This is a genomic window from Saccharopolyspora sp. NPDC047091 (genome assembly GCF_040643635.1).
Taxonomy (GTDB): domain Bacteria; phylum Actinomycetota; class Actinomycetes; order Mycobacteriales; family Pseudonocardiaceae; genus Saccharopolyspora_C.
This window is the reverse complement of record NZ_JBEYUS010000051.1, coordinates 23,467-49,076: the sequence shown is the minus strand read 5'-3', so window position 1 is coordinate 49,076 and position 25,610 is coordinate 23,467. Positions and strand designations below refer to the sequence as shown.

20 protein-coding genes and 2 CRISPR repeat arrays are annotated in these 25,610 nt (G+C 72.8%); of the genes, 11 read left to right on the top strand and 9 right to left on the bottom strand.

Going from position 1 to position 25,610, the window contains the following annotated elements:
• Positions 1 to 125: 125 nt before the first annotated feature.
• A CRISPR array of direct repeats spans positions 126 to 458; the repeat unit is 28 nt; unit sequence GGAGCATCCCCGCGTGCGCGGGGCCGAC.
• A 310-nt stretch (positions 459 to 768) separates the two neighbouring features.
• Positions 769 to 1,287: a CRISPR direct-repeat array (repeat unit 29 nt; unit sequence GTCGGCCCCGCGGGCGCGGGGATGGTCCC).
• Positions 1,288 to 1,363: 76 nt separating this feature from the next.
• Genes ABZ805_RS20670 through ABZ805_RS20660 form a run of 3 tightly spaced genes read right to left on the bottom strand, consistent with a single transcriptional unit; the run spans position 1,364 to position 5,442 of the window.
• Complete coding sequence (locus tag ABZ805_RS20670; RefSeq protein WP_358442616.1) at positions 1,364 to 2,707, bottom strand: carboxyl transferase domain-containing protein; 1,344 nt, start codon at positions 2,705 to 2,707, stop codon at positions 1,364 to 1,366.
• 31 nt (positions 2,708 to 2,738) lie between these two features.
• Complete coding sequence (locus ABZ805_RS20665) at positions 2,739 to 4,190, bottom strand: acyl-CoA synthetase (protein WP_358442607.1); 1,452 nt, start codon at positions 4,188 to 4,190, stop codon at positions 2,739 to 2,741.
• Position 4,191: 1 nt separating this feature from the next.
• Positions 4,192 to 5,442 carry an SLC13 family permease gene (locus tag ABZ805_RS20660; RefSeq protein ID WP_358442604.1) on the bottom strand — a complete coding sequence of 417 codons (1,251 nt, stop codon included), beginning with the start codon at positions 5,440 to 5,442 and terminating at the stop codon, positions 4,192 to 4,194.
• A 172-nt stretch (positions 5,443 to 5,614) separates the two neighbouring features.
• Here ABZ805_RS20660 and ABZ805_RS20655 point away from each other — a divergent pair, with 172 nt between their 5' ends.
• From ABZ805_RS20655 to ABZ805_RS20640, 4 genes are all read left to right on the top strand, one after another.
• Positions 5,615 to 6,328 (top strand): FadR/GntR family transcriptional regulator, encoded by a 714-nt coding sequence (locus ABZ805_RS20655; protein WP_358442601.1) that lies wholly within the window; start codon positions 5,615 to 5,617, stop codon positions 6,326 to 6,328.
• 124 nt (positions 6,329 to 6,452) lie between these two features.
• Positions 6,453 to 6,941 (top strand): VTT domain-containing protein, encoded by a 489-nt coding sequence (locus ABZ805_RS20650; RefSeq protein ID WP_358442598.1) that lies wholly within the window; start codon positions 6,453 to 6,455, stop codon positions 6,939 to 6,941.
• An 86-nt stretch (positions 6,942 to 7,027) separates the two neighbouring features.
• Positions 7,028 to 9,133 (top strand): catalase, encoded by a 2,106-nt coding sequence (locus ABZ805_RS20645; RefSeq protein ID WP_358442595.1) that lies wholly within the window; start codon positions 7,028 to 7,030, stop codon positions 9,131 to 9,133.
• A 138-nt stretch (positions 9,134 to 9,271) separates the two neighbouring features.
• Complete coding sequence (locus ABZ805_RS20640; protein ID WP_358442592.1) at positions 9,272 to 10,738, top strand: amino acid permease; 1,467 nt, start codon at positions 9,272 to 9,274, stop codon at positions 10,736 to 10,738.
• Here the strand turns inward: ABZ805_RS20640 and ABZ805_RS20635 are convergent.
• On the bottom strand, positions 10,716 to 12,125 hold the full coding sequence (locus ABZ805_RS20635; protein ID WP_358442589.1) for an MFS transporter: 1,410 nt from the start codon (positions 12,123 to 12,125) through the stop codon (positions 10,716 to 10,718). The genes ABZ805_RS20640 and ABZ805_RS20635 overlap by 23 nt on opposite strands.
• Before the next feature lie 194 nt (positions 12,126 to 12,319).
• On the opposite strand from ABZ805_RS20635, the gene ABZ805_RS20630 reads away from it, so the two are divergent.
• The 3 genes from ABZ805_RS20630 (at position 12,320) to ABZ805_RS20620 (ending at position 14,325) form a co-directional block, all read left to right on the top strand.
• The gene (locus ABZ805_RS20630; protein ID WP_358442587.1) at positions 12,320 to 13,231 is read left to right on the top strand and encodes a TetR family transcriptional regulator C-terminal domain-containing protein; all 912 of its coding nucleotides are present in this window, start codon (positions 12,320 to 12,322) and stop codon (positions 13,229 to 13,231) included.
• Positions 13,232 to 13,324: 93 nt separating this feature from the next.
• Positions 13,325 to 14,098, top strand: coding sequence for an enoyl-CoA hydratase-related protein (locus ABZ805_RS20625; protein ID WP_358442584.1), 774 nt, complete (start codon positions 13,325 to 13,327; stop codon positions 14,096 to 14,098).
• A gap of 56 nt (positions 14,099 to 14,154) precedes the next feature.
• Entirely contained in the window at positions 14,155 to 14,325 is a 171-nt protein-coding gene (locus ABZ805_RS20620) for a hypothetical protein (RefSeq protein WP_358442581.1), read from the top strand.
• A 249-nt stretch (positions 14,326 to 14,574) separates the two neighbouring features.
• Here ABZ805_RS20620 and ABZ805_RS20615 read toward each other — a convergent pair whose 3' ends face one another.
• From ABZ805_RS20615 to ABZ805_RS20605, 3 genes are all read right to left on the bottom strand, one after another.
• A complete protein-coding gene (locus tag ABZ805_RS20615; RefSeq protein WP_358442579.1) occupies positions 14,575 to 15,516 on the bottom strand; it encodes an NAD(P)-dependent oxidoreductase in 942 nt (313 codons plus the stop codon).
• A 123-nt stretch (positions 15,517 to 15,639) separates the two neighbouring features.
• Positions 15,640 to 15,849 carry a cold-shock protein gene (locus tag ABZ805_RS20610; RefSeq protein ID WP_358442576.1) on the bottom strand — a complete coding sequence of 70 codons (210 nt, stop codon included), beginning with the start codon at positions 15,847 to 15,849 and terminating at the stop codon, positions 15,640 to 15,642.
• A 331-nt stretch (positions 15,850 to 16,180) separates the two neighbouring features.
• Positions 16,181 to 17,404 (bottom strand): Glu/Leu/Phe/Val dehydrogenase dimerization domain-containing protein, encoded by a 1,224-nt coding sequence (locus ABZ805_RS20605; protein ID WP_358442613.1) that lies wholly within the window; start codon positions 17,402 to 17,404, stop codon positions 16,181 to 16,183.
• A gap of 573 nt (positions 17,405 to 17,977) precedes the next feature.
• On the opposite strand from ABZ805_RS20605, the gene ABZ805_RS20600 reads away from it, so the two are divergent.
• Together ABZ805_RS20600 and ABZ805_RS20595 are read left to right on the top strand one after the other, a co-directional pair.
• Positions 17,978 to 18,865 (top strand): hypothetical protein, encoded by an 888-nt coding sequence (locus ABZ805_RS20600; RefSeq protein WP_358442574.1) that lies wholly within the window; start codon positions 17,978 to 17,980, stop codon positions 18,863 to 18,865.
• A 20-nt stretch (positions 18,866 to 18,885) separates the two neighbouring features.
• Positions 18,886 to 20,454 (top strand): amidohydrolase family protein, encoded by a 1,569-nt coding sequence (locus tag ABZ805_RS20595; protein ID WP_358442571.1) that lies wholly within the window; start codon positions 18,886 to 18,888, stop codon positions 20,452 to 20,454.
• A gap of 16 nt (positions 20,455 to 20,470) precedes the next feature.
• Here the strand turns inward: ABZ805_RS20595 and ABZ805_RS20590 are convergent, their stop codons facing one another.
• Together ABZ805_RS20590 and ABZ805_RS20585 are read right to left on the bottom strand one after the other, a co-directional pair.
• Positions 20,471 to 21,256, bottom strand: a complete 786-nt coding sequence (locus tag ABZ805_RS20590; protein WP_358442569.1) for a serine hydrolase — start codon at positions 21,254 to 21,256, stop codon at positions 20,471 to 20,473.
• Between the two features lie 9 nt (positions 21,257 to 21,265).
• On the bottom strand, positions 21,266 to 22,210 hold the full coding sequence (locus ABZ805_RS20585) for an ornithine cyclodeaminase family protein (protein WP_358442567.1): 945 nt from the start codon (positions 22,208 to 22,210) through the stop codon (positions 21,266 to 21,268).
• Positions 22,211 to 22,798: 588 nt separating this feature from the next.
• Here ABZ805_RS20585 and ABZ805_RS20580 point away from each other — a divergent pair.
• Both ABZ805_RS20580 and ABZ805_RS20575 read left to right on the top strand, forming a co-directional pair.
• A complete protein-coding gene (locus ABZ805_RS20580) occupies positions 22,799 to 24,376 on the top strand; it encodes an aldehyde dehydrogenase family protein (protein ID WP_358442565.1) in 1,578 nt (525 codons plus the stop codon).
• Entirely contained in the window at positions 24,373 to 25,515 is a 1,143-nt protein-coding gene (locus tag ABZ805_RS20575; RefSeq protein ID WP_358442563.1) for an FAD-binding oxidoreductase, read from the top strand. The genes ABZ805_RS20580 and ABZ805_RS20575 overlap by 4 nt, the downstream gene beginning before the upstream one ends.
• Positions 25,516 to 25,610: the final 95 nt, after the last annotated feature.

The following is a 25,610-nucleotide window of genomic DNA, read 5'->3' as shown; positions in this document are numbered from 1 at the left end:
GCCTCGGGCCTGACCGCGATGGTCGCCGGGCTCGGTGGCGGCAAGTCGTTCCTCGGCGGCGGCACCGTCTACAAGACGTTGCGGGCCGGGGCTCTGAAGCCGTGGTCCACTGCCTCTCCCCCCTCGGAGCATCCCCGCGTGCGCGGGGCCGACGTTGCGGTTCCGGTTCGGACGGGCGGAGATCGAGGAGCATCCCCGCGTGCGCGGGGCCGACCGAGGCCGCCAGCTCCTGAGCGGAGAGGTTGCGGGAGCATCCCCGCGTGCGCGGGGCCGACACCGGCAAGACGATCATCTCCGTCACCGAGGGGGGAGCATCCCCGCGTGCGCGGGGCCGACGATGTGCATGAGGGACTGGACGTGCTCGCAGAGGGAGCATCCCCGCGTGCGCGGGGCCGACCCGGATGGACAGCGAGGCCGGGTGCTGGGCGCAGGAGCATCCCCGCGTGCGCGGGGCCGACACTTGTTGACCTGCGGGTTCATCGACGGATGGGGCTGTTTTCATTCAGTGCGTTCTGGGTGTTGATCATGGATGCCTGTTGCGGCCGGAGTCGCAGCAGGATCGTTCCTCTTGTGCTTGGCGGGCCTCGATTTCCACCATGCACACTTCCATCCCCGATCCCCTCAGTAACATCGGACGCACGAACCGTAGCGAAGCCCACCGACGAACCAGCCCCGAACACATGAAACCCCACAGGACCTCGACCCCGCCTACGAAGCGGAGTGAATGAAAACCAGACCTCCACGAGATAAACCAGCAGGTCAAGAAGTGTCGGCCCCGCGGGCGCGGGGATGGTCCCTGGCCGCTGACCTCGACCGCCTGCGGGCCGAGGTCGGCCCCGCGGGCGCGGGGATGGTCCCGCGTCGGCCGGGATCGCGTACCGCCGCCCCACGTCGGCCCCGCGGGCGCGGGGATGGTCCCGCCACCGCGAACACCGGGGTGTGCACCAGACCGTCGGCCCCGCGGGCGCGGGGATGGTCCCCCGTAGGCGAGTTCGAACTCACCGGCGGTGTTGGTCGGCCCCGCGGGCGCGGGGATGGTCCACCGGATGCCACCCCTGATGCCACCCGCCCCTGGTCGGCCCCGCGGGCGCGGGGATGGTCCCCCCGCGGGTGCCGCCGTAGACGTCACGGGTCCGGTCGGCCCCGCGGGCGCGGGGATGGCCCCTTGGTCACACCGAGTGATCAAGTTGTCCCGTCGTCGGCCCCGCGGGCGCGGGGATGGTCCCCGATCCGGCAGAGCAGTCACCGGGCCGTTGCTGTCGGCCCTGCGGGCGCGGGGATGGTTTCTCGTTGCTGTGCGGGGAGATCCGTGCGATCAGGTCGGGGTCGCGGATAGCACGGGCCCGCTGCCGGTGGCGGTCGGTCAGCCGGGCGGGGGCCCGTCGAGGATGCCGCGGACGAAGCCGAGTTCGAGCAGGTCCCGGGGCCGCAACCGCAACTGGTCCGCCAGGTGCGGCACCTGCTCCGGCGGGAGCTTGAGGATCGACGCCGCCGATTCCGGGGCGATGACGGCGAAGTAGGCGTCCGCGGTGATCCACGTCGCTCCCGGCGCGGCCAGCGCCAGCGCTCCCCCGGACCCGCCCTCGCCGATCACGAGCGTGGTGATCGGCACCTCCGCTTCGGCGACCGCGGTGAACAGCTCGCCGATCGCGGGCCCGGCCCCGGCGAGCTCGGCCGCCGCGCCGTTCGCCGCCCCCGGGGTGTCCACCAGCGTCAGCACCGGCAGCCGCAGCCGGTCCGCCAGCCGCACCAGCCGGGCCGCGGTGCGGAAACCGGCCGGGGTGTTCGCGGTCCCGGTCTGCGCGGCGTAGGCGACGGGGCGGCCCTCGTGCTCGCCGATTCCGCACAGCATTCCCGAATCCACGCCGCCGGCCCGGTCACCGCTGAGCGCGAACCGGCGGGAGAAGCAGTGGTCCAGGTGCTCGACGGCGCGCGGGCGCCCGGTCGCGCGCGCCCGCTGCACGGCGTCCCACCCCGTCTCCGGAAGCCCAGCCCCCGGAGCCCGCCCCGTCTCCGGCGCAGGACTCCTCGGCGGCGGCGCGGGCGGCGCGACGGATTCCGGGACCGCACGGCCCGGTCGCAGCAGGTCCATCAGCTCGGCCAGCACCGCGGGCAGCTCGTCCTCGGGCACCAACCGGTCCACCTGGCCCGCGGCGAACTTCCCGGCCGCGGTGAACGCCTCCCCCGACTCCTCGGCCGGGCGGACCCGGCTGCCGCCGAACGCGACCTCCGCGCCGGGCACCGCGAGCACCACGTCGGCGCCCGCGGCCAGCGACGCCCACATGCCGCCGGTCGTCGGATCGCGCAGCACCGCCACGTGCGGCAGGCCCGCCCGCCTGGTCCGCGAGCAGGCCTGCGCGATCGTCTGCAGCTGGGTGAGCGCGCGAATCCCCTCCTGCATCCGGCTGCCCCCGGACGCGACCAGCGAGACCACCGGCAGCCGCAGTTCCCGGGCCCGGTCGAAGGCATCCACCACCCGGGCGCCCGCCTCCTCGCCGACCGAGCCGCCGAGGAAGCCGAACTCGAAGGCGATCAGCACCGCGCGACCGGACCCGACCGAGCCGAGCCCGCAGCGCACCGATTCCGCCGCGCCGGTGCGCTCGGCGGCCCGCTGCCGCTGCTCGCCGTACCCGGCCCAGTCCAGCGGGCCGTCCGCCGGGCGGGTTCCGGTGCGGCGCGGCGCGAACTCGGTGAAGTCCGCGCACACCGCGGTGATCAGCTCGCGCGCGCCCACCGGATCACCCCAGCGCCTTCTTCATGACCTTGCCCATCTCGTTGCGCGGCAAGGACTCCACGAACCGGACCTCGCGCGGGCGCTTGTGCGGGGTGAGCAGCCGGGCCACGTGCTCGGCCAGCTCCCGGCCGGTCTCGTCCGCGTCCGCGGGCGCCGCGGTGGGCACCACCCAGGCGAGGATCCGCTCGCCCAGGTCCGGGTCGGGCCGCCCGGTGACGGCGACCTCGGCGACGGCCGGGTGCTCCAGCAGCGCGTTCTCGATCTCGCCCGCGCCGATCTTGTAGCCACCGCTCTTGATGATGTCGGTGGCCTTGCGCCCCACGATCCGCAGGTAGCCGTCGGGGGCGCGGGTGGCGACGTCGCCGGTGCGGAACCAGCCGTCGACGAACGCGGCGGCGGTGGCGTCGGGCCGGTTCAGGTAGCCGGTGAACAGGTTGCGGCCGCGCACCAGGATCTCGCCGACGGTCTCGTCGTCGCTGACCTCGATGTCGGCGCCCGCGTCGTCGACGAGCTTGATCTCCACCCCGTCGAAGGGCAGGCCGACGTAGCCGGGCCTGCGGTCCCCGGAGGCGCGCACGCCCGAATTCATGATCGTCTCGCTCATGCCGTAGCGCTCCACCACGCGCTGCCCGGTCAGCCGCGAGATCCGCTCGTGCTCCACCGCGGGCAGCGCGGCCGACCCGGACACCAGCAGCCGGGCGCGGCCCACGGCCCGCGCCAGTTCCGGATCGCGCTCGGCGTCGTCGGCGAGCCGGTGGTACATGGTCGGCACCCCGAACAGCATCGTCGCCGGACCGGCCAGCTCCGCCGCCACCGCCGCCGAGGAGAACCGGCCGAGGTGGTGCACGGTGCCGCCGAGCCGCACCGGCCCGAGGGTGCCGAGGATCAGCCCGTGCACGTGGAACAGCGGCAGCGCGTGCGCCAGCACGTCCTGCTCGGTCCACTCCCAGGCGTCGGCGAGCGCGTCGAGGTTGGCGCGGATCGCCCGGCGCGGCAGCACCACGCCCTTCGGCGGGCCGGTGGTGCCGGAGGTGTAGACGATCAGCGCGGGGCGTTCCTCGTCCGGTTCGGGCGGCAGCTGACCGCCCGGTGCGAGGTCCACCTCGTGCAGCGGGACCTCGGACAACGCCGCGGGGACGGCGAAACCGGGGGCGGCGAGCAGGAGTTCCGGTTCGCTGTCCCGGGCGATGTGCGCGAGCTCCCGCTCCCCCACCTTCGGGTTCACCGGCACCACCGCGGCTCCGGCGGCCAGCGCGCCGAGCACCGCCACCGCGGTCTCCAGCTCCGAGGTCGCCCACACCGCGACCCGCCGGGCGTCGCCGACGCGCTCGGCGACACCCGCCGCGGCGGCCGCCAGCTCCGGGTAGGTCAGGGCGCGGTCGCCGAAGCGCACCGCCTCCTTCGCCACCGGCCTGCGCAGCGTCGGGAACAGTTCCATGCCTACCTCCGGTTCCATGTCACCCCAGTCCGGGGACGACGAACACGAGCCACGCCAGCAGCGGGCCCACCGCGACCACCACTCCGCCGTAGACCATCAGGCGGCGGAAGAACACCTCGCGGTCCACGCCCTTGGCGTTGGCCAGCACGATCGCGCCGTTGGTGGAGAACGGGCTGACGTCCACCAGCGTCGCCGACACCGCCAGCGCCGTCACCACGCCGATCGGCCCGATCGTGCCGGTCGCCAGGAACGGCACCGCCAGCGGGATCAGCGCGCCCATCAACCCGACCGAGGACGCGAACGCGGACACGACACCGCCGATGTAGCACAGCAGCAGCGCCGCCAGCAGCGGCAGCCCGACCCCGGCGACGGCGTGGCCCACGTAGTCGATCGTGCCCATCTCCTGCAGCACCCCGACGTAGGTGAGCACGCCGCAGATCAGCAGCACCGTCGGCCAGGTGACCTCGGCGGGCGCGTTCGCGGCGACCTTCGGCGACAGCACGGTGAGCACCACCGCGACGGTCATCGCCACCAGCCCGGCGTCCAGCTCGAACACCAGCGTGCACACCACCAGCGCGGCGAGCCCGAGCAGCGTCAGCACCCGGTCGCGGTCCAGGCGCAGCACCTCCGGCTCGTCGACGGCCGCGTCCTGCTCCACCCCGGCCCGGGCGGTGCGCAGTCCGCCGAACACGACGAACACCACGCCCGCGATCACCAGGTTCAGCGCGAAGCTCCCCAGGAACAGCACCAGCGGGCTGCCGGGCAGCGCGTTGTCGGCGACCACCCCGTTGACGATCACGCCGTACACGCTGATCGGCGAAAAGCCGCCCGCCTGCGCGCCGTGCACGACCATCGCCCCCATCAGCAGCGGGTTGATGCCGTGCCGGGCGGCGAGGTTCAGCGCGATCGGCGCGATGATCGCGCAGGCCGCGGGGCTGACCGCGCCGATGGCGGTGAGCAGCGCGGCGATGCCGAACATGACCCACGGGATCACCACCAGCCTGCCGCCGACCAGCCGCACCGCCCAGTGCACCAGCCAGTCGGTGGTGCCGTTGGCGCGGGCGATGGCGAACAGGTAGGTGACGCCGACGAGCACCACGAAGATGTCGCCGGGGAACCCGGCGAAGATGTCGTCGTCGGAGAGGCCGCCGGCGAGCTTGCCGACGGCGAAGGCCGCGGCGAACGACAGCACCCCCATGTTCACCGACATCGTCGTGGCCAGCACGAAGCAGGCCACGAGCGCGTAGATGGAAATCAGCTCGGGCGACACCGTTGTCTCCTCACCGTCCCTGCGCCGCGGACGCGCAGTGGTTCACTGGCTGGACCACTGTGCGCCGACGCCCCTGGACCGTCAAGACCCCGAGTGGTCCAGTGCCCGGACCTCTGACCCGCGTTCCGGTGCTAGCCTGGGCGTTCCGCTCCGAACCGGGAGGGAGACGCCGGTGTCCGACGCGCTGCGCCCGCTGACCAGGCCGAAGCTCTACGAGCAGGTCGTGGTGCGGCTGCGCGAGCACATCGCCGCCTCCGGGCTGGACGTCGGCGACCGGCTGCCCCCGGAGCGCGAGCTCGCCGAGCGGCTCGGGGTCAGCCGCGCCTCGGTGCGCCAGGCCATCGTGGTGCTGGAGGTGCAGGGCCTCGTCGAGGTGCGCCACGGCGGCGGGACCTACCTGGCGCGCCGCGACCTGGAGGCCGAACCGGTCGACGAGCTGGTCGCCCGCCGCGACCGGCTGCCCGACGTGCTCGACGCCCGCGAAGGCCTGGAGACCAAGCTCGCCGAGCTCGCCGCCGAACGCCGCACCACCGCCGACCTCGCCGAGATCGACGCGGCGGTGGCCGACATGCGCGCCCAGGTCGAGCGCGGGGAGCGCGGCGCCGATGGAGATCGCCGGTTCCACGCGGCCGTCACCGCCGCCGCGCACAGCTCGATGCTCGCCGAGTTCATGCGCACCATCGCCGCGGAGATCGCCGAGAGCCGCCAGGAATCGCTGCGCCAGCCGCACCGCCCGCCGAAGTCGCTGGCCCAGCACGAGCGCATCGCCGACGCCATCCGCGCCGGGCAGCCGCGGGCCGCGGCCGCCGCGATGCGCAGGCACCTGCGCACCGTCAGCCGGGTCCGGCTGCTGTCCTGGAACCCGGACGCCGACGAACCGCGCTGACCGGCCCGGAGCCGCCGCCCGGTAAGGTCGGCCCGTTCCCCCGTTCGAGTTCCGTGGAGTACGTCCCGATGCCCGCTCGCCCCCGCACCGGCAGCAGGCGCGCACCCGCTCCGGAGCCCGCACGATGATCTGGTGGCTGCTGGCCACGGCGGGCACCGCGCTGCTGGGCAGCGTCTTCCCGCTGGCGAACATCGAGCTGTACCTCGTCGGCGTCCTCACCACCGTGGACGGGCTGAACTGGTGGGCGCTGGCGCTGGCCGCGGCGGTCGGGCAGATGACCGGGAAGACGCTGTTCTACCTGGCGGGCCGGGGCGGGTTCAGCCTCGGCACCCGGCTCGGCCGGATGGCGGACGCCCGCAAGGGCGGCCGGTGGGCGGCGTGGCTGGAGAAGTTCCACGCGCGCACCGAGCAGCACCCGTGGTGGGGGCTGGGCGTGCTGTTCGTGAGCGCGGTGGCCAGCTTCCCGCCGTTCACCGTGCTGTGCTTCCTCTCCGGTGCGGCGGGATTGCCGCTGCTGGGCTTCCTCGGCGTGAGCCTGCTGGGCCGCGCGATCCACTTCCTGGTGCTGGCCGCGGCACCGGAGATCATCCACCAGCTGCCGTTCTTCGGCTGACCTCCCGCGCCGACGCGCGCGATGCATGTCGATCCGCCGCGGCGGGCACCCGTCGGGCACGGACTACCCGTTCCCGGAGGCCTGGCATGACTTCGCACCGCGACAAGCAGGAACAGCTCGACGAAGTGCGGCACGACCCGCAGGACACCTACCTGACCACCCAGCAGGGCGTCCGCGTCGGCCACACCGACGATTCGCTCACCGCGGGCGCGCGCGGCCCCACCTTGCTGGAGGACTTCCACGCGCGGGAGAAGATCACCCACTTCGACCACGAACGCATCCCCGAACGGGTGGTGCACGCGCGCGGCGCGGGCGCCTACGGCTACTTCGAGGCCTACGACTCCTGGCTCGCGGACTACACGGCGGCGAAGTTCCTGACCGACCCGCAGCGGCGGACTCCGCTGTTCGTCCGGTTCTCCACGGTCGCCGGCTCGCGCGGTTCGGCCGACACGGTGCGGGACGTGCGCGGGTTCGCGGTGAAGTTCTACACCGCGGAGGGCAACTACGACCTGGTCGGCAACAACATGCCGGTGTTCTTCATCCAGGACGGCATCAAGTTCCCCGACTTCGTGCACGCGGTGAAACCGGAGCCGCACAACGAGATCCCGCAGGCCCAGTCGGCGCACGACACGCTGTGGGACTTCGTGCAGCTGCAGCCCGAGACGATGCACATGATCATGTGGTTGATGTCGGACCGGGCGCTGCCGCGCAGCTACCGGATGATGCAGGGCTTCGGGGTGCACACCTTCCGGTTCGTCAACGCCGACGGCACCGGCACGTTCGTGAAGTTCCACTGGAAGCCGAAGCTGGGCACCCACTCGCTGGTCTGGGAGGAGTGCCAGCAGGTGCAGGGCAAGGACCCGGACTACAACCGCCGCGACCTGTGGGACGCCATCGAGGCCGGGAACTTCCCCGAGTGGGAGCTGGGCGTGCAGCTGGTCGAGGAGTCCCGGGAGCACGACTTCGACTTCGACCTGCTGGACGCCACGAAGATCATCCCGGAGGAGCAGGTGCCGGTGCGCCCGGTCGGCCGGATGGTGCTGGACCGCAACCCGGACAACTTCTTCGCCGAGACCGAGCAGGTCGCGTTCCACACCGCGAACGTGGTGCCGGGCATCGACTTCACGAACGATCCGCTGCTGCAGGCGCGGAACTTCTCCTACCTGGACACGCAGCTGATCCGGCTGGGCGGGCCGAACTTCGCGCACATCCCGGTGAACCGGCCGGTCGCGGAGGTCTCCACGAACCAGCGCGACGGGTTCCAGCAGCAGCGGATCCACCGCGGGCGGACGAGCTACTCGAACAACAGCCTCGGTGGCGGCTGCCCGGTGCTGGCCGGGGCCGACGAGGGCGCCTTCCAGCACTACCAGGAGAAGGTCGAAGGCGCGAAGATCCGCAAGCGCAGCGAGAGCTTCCAGGACCACTACACGCAGGCGCGGCTGTTCTGGAACAGCATGGCCTGGTGGGAGAAGCGGCACATCATCGCCGCGTTCCGCTTCGAGCTGGGCAAGGTCGAGCACGTGCACGTGCGGGAAGGCGCGGTCGCGCAGATCAACCGGGTCGACCACGACCTCGCCGTCGCCGTCGCCGAAGGCGTCGGCGTCGACCCGCCGGAATCCGCCGGGGCGGGCCACGACGAGACCTCCCCCGCGCTGAGCCAGGCGAGCCCGCCGTTCACCATCGCCACCCGCACCGTCGCCGTGCTCGTCTCCGACGGCGTCGACCAGGCCGAGGTGGCGCGCATCCGCGAGGACCTCGCCGCGCGCGGCGCCACCGCCGAGGTGCTCGGCACCCGCGACGGCAGCGTGCGCGGTGCCGACGAGAGCCGGGTCGCGGTGGACCGCGCCCTGCCCACGATGTCCTCGGCGCTCTACGACGGGGTGATCGTGCCCGGCGGGGTGGAGAGCGTGCGGACGCTGTCCGCGGACGGCTCCGCCGCGCACTTCGTGGCCGAGGCGTTCAAGCACGCCAAACCGATCGGGGCCAGCGACGAGGGCATCGCGCTGCTGCAGCGCGCCGGGCTGGACGACCTGCGCCACGCCGGGGAAGGCGACGACGTGGTGACCGACCAGGGCGTGGTGACCGCCGCACCCGGCGGCGCCGGACTGCCCGCCGACTTCGTCGAGCAGTTCGCCGCGGTGCTCGCCGGCCACCGGGTGTGGGACCGCGAGACCGGCCACGTCGTCGCCTGATCGGGTGCCCGATCGGCGCAACCGCTGGACTGCACGGGTTGTCGCGGCTGCGCCGATCGGTCCCACTCCGGTACCAGGTCCATCACGCCGCGCCCGATGTTTCGCTTTCCCCGCGGTGAGCTTCTACCGTGCTGATCCGTGAGTGTTCTGCGAACCCTTCCCGTCCGGGACGTGCTGGACCGCACCGAGCGCAGCGGTCTGGCCCGGCGGCTGTCCGGTGTCGACCTCGTCGGTTTCGGCATCGGCATCATCATCGGGACCGGCGTGTTCACGCTGGCGGGCGTGGAGGCCAAGGACCACGCCGGCCCCGCGGTGGTGCTGGCGTTCCTCATCGGCGGGGTCGTCGCCTCGCTGGCCGCGCTCTGCTACGCCGAGCTGGCCTCGGCGGTGCCGACCGCGGGCAGCGCCTACACCTACGGGTACGCGACGCTCGGTGAGATCTTCGCCTGGATCATCGGCTGGGACCTGCTGCTGGAGTTCGCGCTCGGCGCGGCCGTGGTGTCCCGCAGCTGGTCCGGCTACGTCGCCAGCCTGCTCGGCCTGCCACCGGAGTGGTTCGGCGAGGAGGCGACGGTCAACGTCGGCGCCATCCTCATCATCGGCGTGCTCACCGTCGTGGCCGTGCTGGGCATCCGCGAGGCGTCCTGGCTCACCAACGCGCTGGTCGTGGTCAAGGTCGCGGTGTGCGTGCTGGTGATCATCGCCGGGCTGTTCTTCTTCACCGGCGCGCACCTCACGCCGTTCGTGCCGCCCGCGCAGCCCGCCGCGCAGGACGCGACCGTGCTGGAGCAGCCGCTGGTGTCCGCGGCGCTGGGCATGGAGCAGTCGATGTACGGGTTCGGCGGGGTGCTCACCGCCGCCGCGATCGTCTTCTTCGCCTACACGGGTTTCGAGGCGCTGGCCAACCTCGGTGAGGAGACCAAGCGGCCCAAGCGCGACCTGCCGGTGGGGCTGCTGGGCAGCCTCGTCGTGTGCACGGTGCTGTACGTGCTGGTGGCGCTGGTGCTCAGCGCGATGGTGGACTACCGGCAGATCGACGAGGCCGCGCCGCTGGCCGCCGCGTTCCACTCGGTCGGGGCGCACTGGGTGGCCGCGCTCATCGCGCTCGGCGCCGTCACCGGGCTGACCTCGGTGATGATGGTCGAGCTGGTGACCATCGGGCGGATCGGGTTCGCGATGAGCCGGGACGGGCTGCTGCCGCCGAAGCTCTCCCAGGTGCACCCGAAGTGGGGGACCCCGCACCGGGTGACGATCGGCGGTGCGGTGCTGGTGATGCTGCTCGGCGGGTTCGTCCCGATCGCGGAGCTCGCCGACATGGTGAGCATCGGCGCGCTGTCCGGCTTCGTCATCGTGGCCATCGCCATCCCGGTGCTGCGCCGCCGGGAACCGGACCTGCCGCGGCCGTTCCGGATGCCCTGGTCCCCGGTGCTGCCGGTGCTGACCGCCGTCGCCTGCCTGTACCTGATGTCGAACCTGAGCGTGCTGACCTGGCTGCGGTTCGCCGTGTGGCTGGTACTGGGCCTGGCGATCTACCTGCTCTACGGCTACCGCAAGTCCCGGCTGGCCACCGGCGCACCGGTGGTCAGCGACGGCGAGTCACGATGAGCTGCTCGGCCACGCCCAGCAGCAGTGCCAGCGTCACGAACCCGACGGCGACGAGCAGTCCGGTGGAGATCGCCGCGTCGTAGCCGCCGGTGGCGATCGCGCCGAAGAACAGCCCGGACGCGGTCGCGGTGCCGATGGCGGTGCCCAGCCGCTGCCCCGTCTGCTGCACGCCCGCGGCGGTCCCGCCGCGGGCGGCGTCCACCTTGGACAGCGTGACGGTTTGGTTCGGCGAGATGACCAGGCCGCTGCCGATCCCGGCCAGCAGCAGCGGCGCCGCCACCACCAGGCCCGCGGCCTGCCCCGGTCCGGTCGACAGCAGCAGGTCCGTCACCACTAGGCCCGCCAGCGCCCCCACCAGTCCCAGCACCACCAGCGACCGGCCGAACCGGTTCACCAGCCGCCCGCTCAGCGCCGAGGAACCGGCCGAGCCGATCGCGAACGGCGTCATCGCCAAGCCAGCCTGCAGCGGCGAATACCCCAGGCCCCGCTGGAAGTACAGCGCCAGCACGAAGAAGATGCTGGTGAACCCGGCGAAGTACAGCATCCCCAGCGCGGTGCCGAAGCTGTAGCTGCGGATGCGGAACAAGCCCAGGTCCACCAGCGGTTCCCGGCCGCGGTCGCGGTAGTAGCGCTCCCACAGCACGAACAGCACCAGCAGCACCGGCGCCGCGCCCAGCAGGTACCACGGCGAGCCGGACCCGCTCTCCCGCTGGATGAGCGGCAGCAGCACGGTCAGCAATGCCCCGGCCAGCAGCAGCACCCCGACCAGGTCGAGGCTGCGCGGCCCCTCCTTCACCTCGTCCTTCGGCAGCACCTTCGCTGCGAACGCCAGCGCGAACAGCCCGATCGGCACGTTCACGAAGAACACCCAGCGCCAGCCCTGCTCGCTGCCGGCGAACTCGATGATGAGCCCGCCCAGCAGCGGCCCGATCGCGGTGGACACGCCGATGACCGCACCGAACATGCCGAAGGCCTTCGCCCGTTCGGGTCCTTGGAACAGCTGCTGGATCAGGCCCAGCACCTGCGGGTTGAGCATGCCGCCCGCGACGCCCTGCACCAGTCGCGAGATCACCAGCCAGGTCGCCCCGGGCGCGAATCCGGCCGCCGCGCTGGCCGCGGTGAACAGCAGCAGCGAGAGCACGAACATCCGGGTGCGCCCGCGGTCGTCGCCGAGCCGCCCGGCCGGCACCAGCACCAGTCCGAAGGTCAGCGCGTAGCCGGAGACCACCCAGCCCAACGCGACCGGCGGGGCGTTCAGCCCCTGCTGCATGGAGGGCAGCGCGACGTTCACGATGCTGACGTCGAGCAGGGTCATGAATCCCGCCAGCAGGCACACCCCCAGGGCCTGCCACCGCTGCGTCGTCGTCGAGGCGGTAGTTGCCGTCATTCCCACATCCTGCCGGTGCGCCGAGGCCCCGTCTCGGCTGAGGGGGGCCGGTCGAGCGCACCGTGAGGTGCTACGGGAGCGCGCCCGGTCACCGTCCGGAGCCGCCGCGCACGTCGTTCGAGGGTTTCCGCTCCGCTGGTAGCGTCCTGCACGCGCAGCCGCGCCGACTCCGCCGCCGACGACCGCACGAGACGATGACCTCCGAACCGAGCGAGCACGCCGGACCCGCCGCCTTGCGCGCCAGGGTCCGCGAGGTGGTGGCCGCCCATCCCGGCAGCCACCGGGAGTTCGCCGACCGGATCGGGCTGGACGCCAGCAAGCTGTCCAAATCGCTCAGCGGGGTCCGCCGCTTCACGCCGGTCGAACTCACCCGCATCGCCGAACTCGGCCAGGTGACGGTGAACTGGCTGATCAACGGGCAGGACGACGCCGAGACGGTGGCGGCGGCGCCGCGGCGAGCGGCACGACCGCCGGAGCGCACCGGGGGCGACCGCTACCAGCAGATCCTCGACGCGGCCTGGGAACTCATCGCCGAGCGCGGGTACCACTCGGTGCGGGTCGCCGACATCGCCGAGGTGTGCGGCGTGAGCGCGGCCGCGATCCACTACCACTTCCCCGGCCGCGACGACCTGCTGACGGAGGCGTTGCGGCACTCGGTGCGCCAGGCCTTCGACCGGCAGGTCGCCGAACTGCACAGCATCGACGACGCGCACCGCAGGCTGCTGCGCCTGGTGGAGCTGCAGCTGCCCGGTTCCCCGGAGCTGCGCCGCGAGTGGTCCATCTGGCTGCAGGTGTGGAACGAGAGCGCGCTGCGACCCGAGCTGCGCGGGCTGCACGGCGACTCGTACACCCGTTGGCACGACACGATCGCGCGAACCATCCGGCAGGGCCAGCGGCAAGGCGTGTTCACCGATGGTGACGCCGAGGAACTCGCGGTGCGGTTGACCGCCCTGATCGACGGACTCGGCATCGGGGTGCTCACCGGCCGCCCGGAGCGCTCGGTCCCCCGGATGCGGCGGGTGCTGCACGACTTCATCAGGCGCGACATCGTCGGCGAGCGCGCCCCGGACCCCGTTCCCCGGCCTCCTGCCGATCACGGTTGGTGAGCTCCCCTCGCCCGTCCGGGTCGCTCGATCGCCGGTTGAACCTCCTGGTCCGGCTCGGTAGTTTCCGAGATCACTCGCCACGGAGGTGATCAGGTGCCGGAGGACGACGAGATCCTGGTCGAGCACCGGGAGGCGGTGCTGCTGCTGACCTTCAACCGGCCGGACCGGCTCAACGCCTGGACGCCGAGCATGCGGCGGCGCTACTTCGACCTGCTGGAGGCGGCCGACGCCGACCCGTCCGTGCGCGCCGTGGTGGTCACCGGCGCCGGGCGCGGGTTCTGCGCCGGGACGGACCTGTCCGCGCTGGACTCGGACCCCGAGCCGGACACCGACGAGCGGGCGATCTCGCTGTCGATCCGGATCCGCAAACCCATCATCGCCGCGATCAACGGCCCGGTCGCCGGGATCGGCCTGGTCGCGGCGCTGTTCGCGGACGTGCGCTTCGCGGCCGAGGACGCCAAGTTCACCACCGCGTTCAGCAGGCGCGGCCTGGTCGCCGAGCACGGCATCTCCTGGCTGCTGCCGAAGCTGGTGGGCGCGGGAGCGGCGCTGGACCTGATGCTCTCCGCCCGCACCCTGCCGGGCACCGAGGCGCACCGGATGGGGCTGGTGGACCGGGTGCTGCCCGCCGCGGAGGTGCTGGCGGCGGCGCTGGAGTACGCGCACGTGCTGGCCACCGAATGCTCACCCGCGTCGCTGGCCGACATCAAGGAGCAGATCTACTCCGGTCTGGACAGCGGATTGGAGACGGCCCGGGCCGACGCGAACAACCGCATGGTCACGGCCTTCGGCAGGCCCGACCTGCGCGAAGGGGTGCGCAGCTTCCACGAGCGGCGCCGCCCGGACTTCCCGCCGCTCGGGGGCTGAACGCGGCCGCAGCCGATACGGTGGCGTCGAGGAGCCCGATCCGCGGAAGGAGCGCCGTGAACTCCGAGACTCCGGAAGCCGACGCAGCCGACCAGAACCGCCCCGTCGAGGACACCGCGGCCGACGATCGCACCGACTCCGCCGAATCGTCGGCGGAGGCCGATCCGGCCGATCTCGCCGAGCAGCAACTGGTGGTCCCCGATGACGAGGACTACGAACGGGACTGACCCGATCCGCGGTGCGCCGCGCGCCGATCACGGTGAATGCCGGATTCGGGGCGCGGCGCTCCTCTAGCCGCACCCGATAGCGAGGTCAAGTTCTTCTCGGAAATTTCCCAGAACTTGCCGCCCGCAATTCTCGCACCCGGGAACTTAACGACGATCACCTGAACCGGCCGTAACGAGCGACCCCACCCTTTCCACCCGGACGGCCGAGCGAAACAACTCGCCATTTCCAGTGCGAACTCACCGACGGACTCAGCCCGGCCACAGGCCGAACATCGTCGCGAATCCCTCGCGCCAACTCGGCCATCCCGGACGCCAGCCCAGCGTCTCGCGGAGCCGGAAATTCGTCGCCCCCCGCTGCTCGGTCAGCCGGTGCACCGTCAGCCAATCCAGCTGCGCCCTGGCCTGGTCCAACGTCAGCGACAACGGCGCCGGACCACCGATCATCCGCGCATAGGCCGGTAACCACTCGGCGTATTCCGCCGGCTCGTTGTCCACCACGTTGAAGGTGCCGGTCTCCCCCGCCTCCAGCACCTCGACGACCGCGCTCGCCGCGTCCTCCACGTGCGTGAACGAGGTCAGCCCCACCCCGTCCAGCACCAGCGGCAGCGCGCTGCCTCGGACCTGCTCGTGCACCAGGCCGCCCGGCGCGTACCAGGTGTCCGGCCCGTACAGCGAGCCGTAGCGCAGCACCACGCCCTCCAGGTCGGTGCGCTCCACGACCGCGCGCTCCATGTCGGCGATCGCGCGCACCACCTCGCCCCAGCGGCCCGGGGCGTCGATCCACAGCGGCGACTCCTCGTCCAGCACGTCGTGGCCGTTCGGGCAGTAGGCGGCGACCATGCTCTGCGCCACCACCCGGCGCACCCCGGCATCAGCGGCCGCCTCCACCAGGTTTCCGGTTCCCTGCTCCCACAGCCGCGAGGTGCGGGCCAGCGCGTCGTCGAAGTCCGGTCCGCGGAACCCGGACACCTGCGCCACCACCACGTCCGGCTCGGCGCGCCGCACCACCTGGCGCAGCCGCGGCAGGTCCAGCACGTCGCCCACCACGACCTCGTCCGCGCCGGTCACGCCCTGCGCGCGACCGGCGGTGCGCAGCAGCGCCGTGACGTGGTGGCCGCGTTCCCGCAGCCGTGGCAGCAGGGTCGTTCCGACCACGCCGGTGGCGCCGGCGACGAACACACGAAGGGACACCCGGGACCTCGCAAAGATCGACTTCAGCGGGGTGGGCAGCCTACCGCGCGGCGACCGGCGCCCACGACGAACATGCGAGAGGCCCACGCCTGGCAGGCGTGGGCCTCTCGGTGTCGGCTCGACTCAGGAAGCGAGGCCGCGGATCTGCGAAGCTTGCGGACCCTTCGGGCCCTGGGCGATCTCGAACTCCACGCGCTGGTTCTCGTCCAACGTGCGGAAACCGGAGGCGTCAATCGCACTGTAGTGGGCGAACACATCGGATCCACCCCCGTCGGGAGTGATGAAGCCGAAGCCCTTTTCAGCGTTGAACCACTTAACGGTACCGGTAGCCATTCTCTTTACTCCTACTTCAGATGGCCAGGGCCGACACTGCGTCAACCCCAAGTCGCCGAGATGATCACCCGGGCCGAACGGCCTCCGGCACAACAAAGCGCCCACGCCACACTTGTTTCGCAGGCACTTTTAAGTACTTCTGGGAACCAAAACTGCAACCGCGGTCAACGCTAGCACCCCGAACGCGGGTTGTCACACACTTGTCACCCGAAGTCGTGGCGACCGAAGTCGGGTGTAACGCCGATCCGCATTCCGGCGATTTCCCTGAAATGGACGTGCGCGCCACCCCGGAGCCGGGATGGCGCGCACGTTCCAGTCGGATGCGGTGAGCCTACGGAATGCTGACCAGCAGCCTCCCCTCGGCCTCCGCCACCTTGTTCTGCTCGGTCTGCCAGTCCGCGAGCCGCAGCGCGGCCGTGCGCGGCGTGGTGCCGTCCGCATCCCAGGCCGCCAGCAGCGGCGGGATCTTCGCCAGCATCTCCTCCCGGAGCACGCTGAACGACAGCACCGGGTCGGCGTCCACCCGGCCGAGCAGCAGCCACCACGCCCAGGCGACCGCACCGGAGTTCGCCACGAAGTCCGGGATCACCGGCACTCCCCGGTCCGCGAGCAGCTCCTCCGCCTCGGGGGTGATCGGCGTGTTCGCCGCCTCGATGATCACCTTGGCGTTGACCTGCGCCACCCGCTCCGGGGTGATCGCGTAGGACACCGCGGCCGGGATCAGCACGTCCACGTCGATCGAGAGCACCGCGTCCCGCGGCAGCCGCTGCACGTCCGCGGGCACCTGGTCCCGGTCGATCTCGCCGAACCGGTCCCTGGCCTCCAGCAGCGCCGGCACGTCGAGCCCGTCCGGGTGGTACAGCGAGCCGGCGGCGTCGGCCACCGCGACCACCTTCAGCCCGGCCTCGTGCAGGTACCAGGCGGCGCCGCCGCCCATGGTGCCCACGCCCTGCACCGCGACGGTGGTGCTCGAGTGGCCCCAGCCGCGGGCGTGCACCACGCCGAGGCAGCACTGCGCCACGCCGTAGCCGCCGACCACGTCGCCGAGCAGCAGCCCGCCCGGGACCGGCGCGTTCAGCCCGGCCCGCACCCGGCGCAGCGTGTGCTCCACGTCGGGCGCCCGGCGGATCGCCGCGTGGTAGGACTGCTGCAGCCCGGCCTCGGAGAAGACGTCGTCGATGAGGTGCTGCGGCACGCCCAGGTCTTCGGCGGTCACCCAGTGCGCGTCGATCCACGGGCGCATGGCCTCGACGAAGCGGCGCAGCACGCCGTGCGCCTCCGGGTCCTTGGGGTCGCAGTCGATGCCGCCCTTGGCGCCACCGACCGGCAGGTCGAACACGGCGGTCTTGCGGGCCATTCCCCGCGCGAGGTCCTCCACTTCCGACATCGTGCATCCGGCGCGCATCCGGGTTCCGCCGGTCGCCAGGCCTGACACCAGGCTGTGCACGACGAGGTACCCATGCTTTCCCGTCACCGGATCTGTCCAGGTCACCCTCATCAGCGGGTCGCAGTCGACGAGTGCCACCGGCCGAACCTCCTCCCAAGTGCAGTGCATGGCATGGGCGCATCGGTCGGCGCCCACCAGAGTTACCTACAGAAGGGGCGTGTTCCGGGCGAGGAGGTTCGAGCACCGCTCAGGGACTGGTCCCGCGGGGCCCGGCTCGGCCGGCCGCACGCGCTGCGCGTCGTGACCACCGCCTTCAGGCGGTGATCAGCCTCAATGTCGCAGCCAGAGCGATGAAGAAGACAGCCAGCGGAGGGGACGGGGAAGGCCGTACTCGTTGGCCCGCATGGTCACCTCCACGTCTCGCTGGCGATGGATCGAAGCTAAACCCGCGCTGGATTTATTGTCAACAATCGTCGTATCCGACATTCGCGCCGTCATCCGGAGTTCACGGCGAAACCTGCACGTGATCCGCCGACAAGCCGCTGACCAGCGTAATCGTAGATCGCCTCGAAGGGGTCGGCTGGCGGCCGACACTCACTCGTCCGGGGTCTTAAGCTCTGGGCGCGGCAGTTGTCCACCGCGTCGGGGCGCGACTTCGCGCGGGTGAACGCAGGGCGTCGGGCGAGCACGAGTTCGGGGAATCGGCTCCGCCGCTCGCGCACGGACTGGGAGGATGCAGGCATGACCCAACCGGGACTCCCCGAGCAGGGGCCCCACCGGCCGGATCCGCAGGATCCACCGGGTGCGCTGGACCAGACGGCGCAGCAGAACCTCATCCAGGAGGTGGGCCGGGCGCTGCTGCGCTCCATGCCCCCCGCGTGGCGCGAGGTCACCGTCGAGTACCGCGCGGTGGGCGGCCACGCCGAGCTCGCCGCGCAGCTGCTGGCCCCCAACGGCACCCCGATCCCGCTCGCGGTCCCGAACGAGGTCGCGGAGCTGTTCGCCCGGCTCCGCCACGGGATGCACGAACCGGACCGCGGGACGTGGATCAGCGCGTTGTACCGCCTGCAGCGGCCCAGCAGCTACAGCGTGGACTTCAACGGCGACCACGAGCCGACCTGGACCCGCACCCCGCGGCCCGAGGAGTTCGCCGCGGAACTGCGCACCTACCCGCGCGCGGGCGCGAACGTCCCCGGCTGGCTCGCCGCCGGCGCGGGAATGCCGGACGCGACCGGCAGCGCCACCCGCGCGCCCGCGCTGCGCACCGCGGAGGTCTTCGACTCGGTCGACGAGCACGGGCACCCGCAGGTGGACCGGCCCGGCATCGACGACGCGGAGCTGCGCGGGATCGTCGACTACCTCGACCGGGCACCGGTGGTGCTCGCCGCGCGCAGCTACGACACCGACCAGCTGGACCCCGCCGCTCCGGCCGACGTGCCGCTGACCTTCCACACCGACGGGCGGTGGATCTGGCCGGGTGCGGTCGGCTACTACCTGCGCAAGCACGGGGTGCCGCCGGACGCGGCGCTGGTCGCGCACATCCGCGGCGCAGGCTTCCGGGTGCCCGAGGTGGACGAGCAGGCCAGGGAGCTCGCGGTCTCGGTGATCACCGGCGAGGGGCAGCGCTGACAGGCGCCGACCTGGCGTTCGTGGACGGCCCGGTCGTCACCTCGGACGCCACCGGTTCGCGCACCGACGCGCTCGCCGTGCGGGCGGGCCGCGTCGTCGCGCTGGGCGAGCGGGCGGTGCGGCCGCTGATCACCCGGCGCACCGAGGTGGTGCGGCTGTCCGGACGGTTGCTGCTGCCGGGTTTCCAGGACGCCCACGCGCACCCGGTGTTCGGCGGCCTGCGACGGCTGCGCTGCGACCTCACCGAAGCGGCCACGGCCGCCGACTGCCTGCGGCTGGTCGCCGCGCACGGCGGTGCGGGCTGGGTGCTCGGTGGCGGGTGGGACTCACCGCTGTTCCCCGGTGGCGCGCCGACCGCCGCCGAGCTGGACCGGGTGACCGGGGATCGGCCCGCGTACCTGATCAACCGCGACCTGCACAGCGCCTGGGCGAACACCGCCGCGCTGCGGCTCGCCGGGGTGCGCGCGGACACCCCCGACCCGTCGGACGGCCGGATCGAACGGGACCGGCACGGCGAGCCCACCGGGACGCTGCACGAGGGCGCCGCCGACCTGGTCGCCCGCGCGCTGCCCGAACCCGACCCGGCCGAGTACCGCGCGGCGCTGCTGGAGGGGCAGCGGGTGCTGCACGCGCACGGCGTCACCGGCTGGCAGGACGCGATCGTCGGCGCCTACCTGGGGCACGCGGACATCGCCGAGACCTACCAGGAGGTCGACCGGGCGGGACTGCTGCGCGCCCGCGTGCAGGGCGCGCTGTGGTGGGACCGCCGCCGCGGGGCCGAGCAGATCCCCGAACTCGTCGAGCGGCGGGAGCGGGCCCGCGGCGAGCGGTTCCGGGCCGAGCACGTGAAGGTGATGCTGGACGGGGTGTGCGAAACCCGCACCGCGGCCATGGAAACGCCCTACCTCGGCGAACGCGGCAGCGGACTGGCCCACGTCCCCGAACCCGAGCTGCGGGAGGTCGTCGCCCGGCTCGCCGCCGCGGGCTTCCCGGTGCACTTCCACGCCGTCGGCGACCGGGCGGTGCGCGCCGCGCTGGACGCCGTCGCCGGGGCGCCCGGATCGGGGCTGCGCCACCAGATCGCGCACGTGCAGGTGGTGCGGTCGCGCGACCTGCCGCGGTTCCGGGAGCTCGGTGTGACCGCCAACGTCCAGCCCGCGTGGGCGATCGCCGACGCGGCGATGACCGAGCTGACCATCCCCCGCCTGGGCGCCGAGCGCGCCGCGCGGCAGTACCCGTTCCGGTCGCTGCACGAGGCGGGCGCCCCGCTCGCCGCGGGCAGCGACTGGCCGGTCTCCGACCCCGACCCGCTGGGCGCGGTGCACGCCGCGGTGAACCGCCGGGAACCGGACGGCGCGGAGCCGTTCCTCCCGGAGCAAGCGCTGGAGCTCGCGACCGCGCTGACCGCGCACACCGCGGGCGCGGCGCGCGCGAACGGCTTCGCCGCCGAGACCGGGTCGCTGGAACCGGGCAAGGCGGCCGACCTCGTGGTGCTCGACCGCGACCTGTTCTCCCTGCCATCGCAGGAGATCGGCCGCGCTCGGGTGGAGCTGACCTTCGCGGACGGAGCACCGGTCCACGGCCGCTGACCGTCCACTGCGGACTTCAGTCCAGCGCGCGGAACACCCGCAGACCGAGCTCGGCGATGCGGTCGCAGGCGAGGCGGTGCGCGGCCCGCTCGTCGCCGAGCTCGTCCACCAGCACCGCCACCACCGCGCGCGGCCGGTGGTCGCCGATCAGCGCCACGTCGTGCCGGGCGTGCGCGATCTCCCCGGTCTTGTTCCAGCAGCGCGCGCCCTCCGGCAGCAGAGCGGGCAGGCGGTCGCGGACCTGCTGCCGGGACAGCACGCGCAGGGCGTGCTCGGTGAGCTCCGGGGGCAGCGCGCGGCCGGTGGCCAACCGGTCCAGGATGCGCGCCTGGTCGTGGGCGCTGGTCGCGTTCCGCCCGGGGGCGTGCACGTCCATCAGCCGCCGTTCGACCCTGGTGGACGTGCAGCCCAGCTCGGCGGCGCAGCGGGCGATCGCCGGGAAGCCCACGGCATCGATCACCGCGTTGGTCGCGGCGTTGTCGCTGATCACGATCATCAGCGCGATCAGGTCGCGGAGCGCGAGCCGGTCCACTCCGGACAGTTCGCGGAGCACGCCGGAACCTCCCGCTCGTTCCACGGGAATCGGCACTGATTCGCCCAGAGTGGACCGTCCGATGTGGACTTGCTGCAACGCGCTGATCATGACCAGCACCTTGATGGTGCTCGCCGGGTGCACCTCGCGGTCGGCGCCGCTGAGCACCGGCACCCGCTCGCGCAGGTCCCACGCGGCGAACCCGAGGCGGCCCGGGAGGTCCCGACTCGCCGCGGCCAGCGAGTGCTCCAACCGCCGTGCGAACCCCATCCGCGCCCCCTAGAGCGTGCCGAGCACCGCGTGCGCGGCGGCGGCGTCCTGCACCCCCACGCCCACGCTGTTGTAGAACACCAGGTCCGCCGTCTCGGCCCGGCCCGGAACGCGCCCGGTGAGCACCTCGCCGAGCGAGCGCAGCCGTTCCCGGTCCAGGTCGCCGTCGCGCAGCGCGCGCACGATCGGCCCGGCGTGGCCTGCGGCGGTGTCCACGTCGTCGACGACGACCGCGCCCGCGCGCCGCACGAGTTCCGCGTCGACCTCGTGGCGGTGCGGTTCGAAGGATCCCACCGACACCACCGTGGCGCCGGGCTCCAGCAGGTCGGTGGCCACGACCGGCTCGGTGCTCAGCGTGCAGGTGGCGATGATCGAGGCGCCGCGCACGGCCTGCTCCGCGGTGTCCGCCGGCCGCACGTCGAGCCCGAGTTCGGCGGCGAGCTCGGCGGCGAGCGCCTCCCGCCGCGGCCGGTTCCGGCCGTGCACGCGGACGGTGCGCAGCTCCCGGACGCGGGCGATGGCGCGCACGTGCGCGCGGGCCTGCACGCCGGAGCCGAGCACCGCGAGGTCGGCGGCCGACGCGGGGGCGAGGGCGTCGACGGCGACCGCGCTGCCCGCCGCGGTGCGCAGCTCGGTGAGCGCGGTGCCCGCCATGACCGCGCGGGGCGCGCCGGTGCGGGCGTCGAGGACGAGCAGGGTTCCGGAGATCACCGGCAGGCCCAGCTCGGCGTTGCCCGGGTGCACCGAGACGAGCTTGGCCACCGCGCCGTGCTCGGGCGAGACGGTGCCCAGGTAGCTCAGCGCGGTGCCGGTGCCGCTGGGCACCGACACCTTCGGGGCGAGCCGGGCGCGGCCGTCGGCGAGCGCCTCGAACGCGGTCCGCTGCGAGCGGATCGCGGTGTCGAGGTCCAGGGCCGCGGTCACGTCCGCGTCGGTCCACATCAGGTCGGTCATCGTTCCTCCGGTGCGCTTCTCCCCCTGCAACCTGGCACACCGCGCGGTGGCGACCGGAACGGGGTTCGGGTGCGGGGTTCGCGGGCCCCGACCTGGCGCAGGGCACGTCCGGTGGTCGCGCGAGGCGATCTTGCTGAGCATCAGCATCGCTGTTGCTCAGTTCGCCAGGAAATCACTCTTCTGATGCTCGATGTTCGAACGCTTGCGCGGTTACCGTGAGTTCCACGCCCGGTCGCGCACCGCAGCCGGCAGTCCGGCCGCCCCGGCGGCTCCCCCGCTCCGCCCGTTCCCGACGACCACCGTTCTCGGCGACCACCGGTTCCGACGAGCCCAGGCCCTGACCAGCACAGGTCTTCACCAGCACAGGTCTTAACCAGCACAGCTCCTGACCAGCACAGGTCCTGACGACCCGAGTCCCGACGAAACCGAGTCCTGCTGAACCCGAGTTCTGCTGAACGCAGGTTTCGCCGGTCCGAGCCCGGTGCCGACCAGCACCGGCCCGCGGTCCCGACGGCACGAGCGCGAGCACGCACACCCGCAAGCACGCACGAGGAACCGCAAGCACGCACGAGGAAGAGGTGGACCACGGTGTCGACGACGGTGAGTTCGGTGATCGGAGCAGGCGCGCACGAGGCGGCGGCCGGGTCCGGCGAATACCTCTCCCGCAACCCCGCACGGCTGGACGACGTGGTGGCGCGCGTCGAACTCGGCGGAGCGGACGCCCTGCACGCCGCAGCGAAGGAAGCCCGCACCGCGCAGCGCGAGTGGGCGCAGGTGCCCGCCCCGGTGCGCGGCCGGGTGATCGCCGAGCTGGGCAGGCTGGTCGAGGCCAACAAGGAATCGCTGGCCCGCCTGGTCACCAGGGAGATCGGCAAGCCCTACGCCGAAGCGCTCGGCGAGGTCCAGGAGATCGTCGACACCTGCGACTTCTTCCTCGGCGAGGGCCGCAGGCTCTACGGGCAGACGGTGCCATCGGAGATGCCGGACAAGCAGCTGTTCACCTTCCGGGTCCCGGTGGGCGTGGCCGCGGTGATCACCGCGGGCAACTTCCCGGTGGCGGTGCCGTCCTGGTACCTGGTGCCCGCCCTGCTCTGCGGCAACGCGGTGGTGTGGAAACCGGCGGAGTACGCGGCCGCGGCCGCCCGCGCCGTCGCCGAGATGGCCTGGCGGGCCGGTGTGCCGCGCGGGGTGCTGAACCTGGTCTACGCCGACGGCGAGGCCACCTACGCGGGGCTGGAGTCCGCGCTGCGCGACGGGCTCGTCGACAAGGTGGGCTTCACCGGCTCCAGCGCGGTGGGCTCCCGCGTCGGCGAGCTGTGCGGCCGGTACACCCAGAGCCCATGCCTGGAGCTCGGCGGGAAGAACCCGATGGTGGTGGCCGCGGACGCGGACCTCGACCTCGCCGTGGAGGGCGCGCTGTTCTCCGGCTGGGGGACGGCGGGACAGCGCTGCACCTCGCTGGGCAACCTGATCGTGCACCGGGACGTGCACGACGAGTTCGTCAGCAGGCTCGACCGGGCGCTGCGCGACGCGGTGATCGGCGACCCGGCGCAGGAGGTGCTCTACGGGCCACTGCTCGACCAGAAGTTCGCCGACGGCTTCGAGGCCGTGCTGGACACCATCGCGGACCACCACCGGGTGCTGGGTTCCGAGTTCATCGGGCGGATCCGCGCCGACGCGCCGCGCGCGGGATTCCTCGGCGACCCGGAAGCCGGGCTGTTCTACCACCCGGTGCTGCTGGACGGCCTGCGTCCCGAAGACCACGCGTTCGCCCAGGAGACCTTCGGGCCGATCGTCGGCGTCAGCACCTTCGACAGCCTGGACGAGGCGATCGAGCTCGGCGACGCGCCCGGCTACGGGCTCTCCGCGGCCGTCTACACCACCGATCCGGCCACCGCCTTCCGGTTCCGGCAGGGCACCCGGGCGGGCATGGTCAGCGTGAACAACTCGACCTCCGGCGCCGAGGCGCACCTGCCGTTCGGCGGGAACGGCCGGTCCGGGAACGGCAGCAGGCAGTCCGGCATCTGGGTGCTCGACCAGTTCACCCGGTGGCAGTCGTTGAACTGGGACTTCTCCGGCAAGCTGCAGAAGGCCCAGATGGACGTGGCCACCGTCGAGCCGGACCGCGGCTACCGGTTGCCGCCCGAGCTGGGCGGCACCGAGTGACCCCGCCGGGCCGGGCCGAGGTCGTCGTGATCGGTGGCGGGGCGATGGGCACCTCCATCGCCTTCCACCTCGCCGAAGCGGGCGCGGACGTGCTCCTGCTGGAACGCGGCGAACTCGGCTCCGGCAGCACCGGCAAGGCGGCGGGCGGGGTGCGGGCGCAGTTCTCCGACCCGGTGAACATCGAGCTCGGCGCGCGCAGCCTGCGCGCCTTCGCCCGCTTCGCCGAACGCCCCGGCGGCAACATCGACCTGCGCAGGCACGGGTACCTGTTCCTGCTCTCCGATCCGGCGGACGTGGCGGCGTTCGAGGAGTCCGTGCGGCTGCAGAACGAGTGCGGCGTCCCCAGCCGGATGCTCACCGCCCGGGAGGCGGGCGAGCTCTCACCACCGGTGTCCGTCGACGGGATCCTCGCCGGCGCCTTCTCCCCCACCGACGGGCACTGCACCCCGGACGGCGTGGTGCAGGGCTACGCAGCCGGGGCGCGCCGCTGCGGCGCCACCGTCCTGCGGCACTGCGCGGTGACCGGCATCGAGGTCACCGGCGGCGCGGTCACCGGGGTGCGCACCGCGGCGGGTCCGGTCGCCACCTCCGCGGTGGTGTGCGCGGCCGGTGCCTGGTCGGCCGCGGTCGGGGCGATGGCGGGCGTGGAGGTCCCGGTCCGGCCGCTGCGGCGGCAGATCCTGGTCACCGAACCCGCGCCCGGATTGCCGGACCGCCTGCCGTTCACCATCGACTTCGGCACCGGCTTCTACTTCCACGAGGAAGGCCCGGGCCTGCTGATGGGCATGCCGGACCCGGTGGACAGCGCCGAGCCGCACCTCGACGACGGCTGGCTCGAACTGCTCGCCGACACGGTGGCGCGGCGGGCTCCGGCGCTGGCCTCGCTGGGGGCGGCGCACCGCTGGGCCGGGCTCTACGAGCTCAGTCCCGACCACAACGCGCTGATCGGCTCGTCCGCCGAGGTGCGCGGATTCAGCTACGCGACCGGGTTCTCCGGACATGGGTTCCTGCAGAGCCCGGCCGTCGGCGAGGTGGTCCGCGACCTGGTGCTGGACCGGCCACCACCGGTCGACGTCAGCGGGCTCGGCCTGGACCGCTTCGCCCGCGACGAGCACCGCCCGGAACGCAACCTCGTCTGAGCCGGTCTGGTTCCCGCTCCGCGTTCCCGCCTTCACCCCGCCAGCGGTGCCGCCGCTGCGGTTCCGCCACCGATCCCCTCGCGCGACGAGGAACG

Excerpts from the sequence above, each read along its gene's own strand:
- ABZ805_RS20605 (WP_358442613.1), bottom strand. The coding sequence starts at position 17,404 with ATGCACTGCACTTGGGAGGAGGTTCGGCCGGTGGCACTCGTCGACTGC.
- ABZ805_RS20600 (WP_358442574.1), top strand. The coding sequence starts at position 17,978 with ATGACCCAACCGGGACTCCCCGAGCAGGGGCCCCACCGGCCGGATCCG.
- ABZ805_RS20650 (WP_358442598.1), top strand. The coding sequence starts at position 6,453 with ATGATCTGGTGGCTGCTGGCCACGGCGGGCACCGCGCTGCTGGGCAGC.
- ABZ805_RS20630 (WP_358442587.1), top strand. The coding sequence starts at position 12,320 with ATGACCTCCGAACCGAGCGAGCACGCCGGACCCGCCGCCTTGCGCGCC.
- ABZ805_RS20590 (WP_358442569.1), bottom strand. The coding sequence starts at position 21,256 with ATGGGGTTCGCACGGCGGTTGGAGCACTCGCTGGCCGCGGCGAGTCGG.
- ABZ805_RS20635 (WP_358442589.1), bottom strand. The coding sequence starts at position 12,125 with ATGACGGCAACTACCGCCTCGACGACGACGCAGCGGTGGCAGGCCCTG.
- ABZ805_RS20585 (WP_358442567.1), bottom strand. The coding sequence starts at position 22,210 with ATGACCGACCTGATGTGGACCGACGCGGACGTGACCGCGGCCCTGGAC.
- ABZ805_RS20645 (WP_358442595.1), top strand. The coding sequence starts at position 7,028 with ATGACTTCGCACCGCGACAAGCAGGAACAGCTCGACGAAGTGCGGCAC.
- ABZ805_RS20610 (WP_358442576.1), bottom strand. The coding sequence starts at position 15,849 with ATGGCTACCGGTACCGTTAAGTGGTTCAACGCTGAAAAGGGCTTCGGC.
- ABZ805_RS20665 (WP_358442607.1), bottom strand. The coding sequence starts at position 4,190 with ATGGAACCGGAGGTAGGCATGGAACTGTTCCCGACGCTGCGCAGGCCG.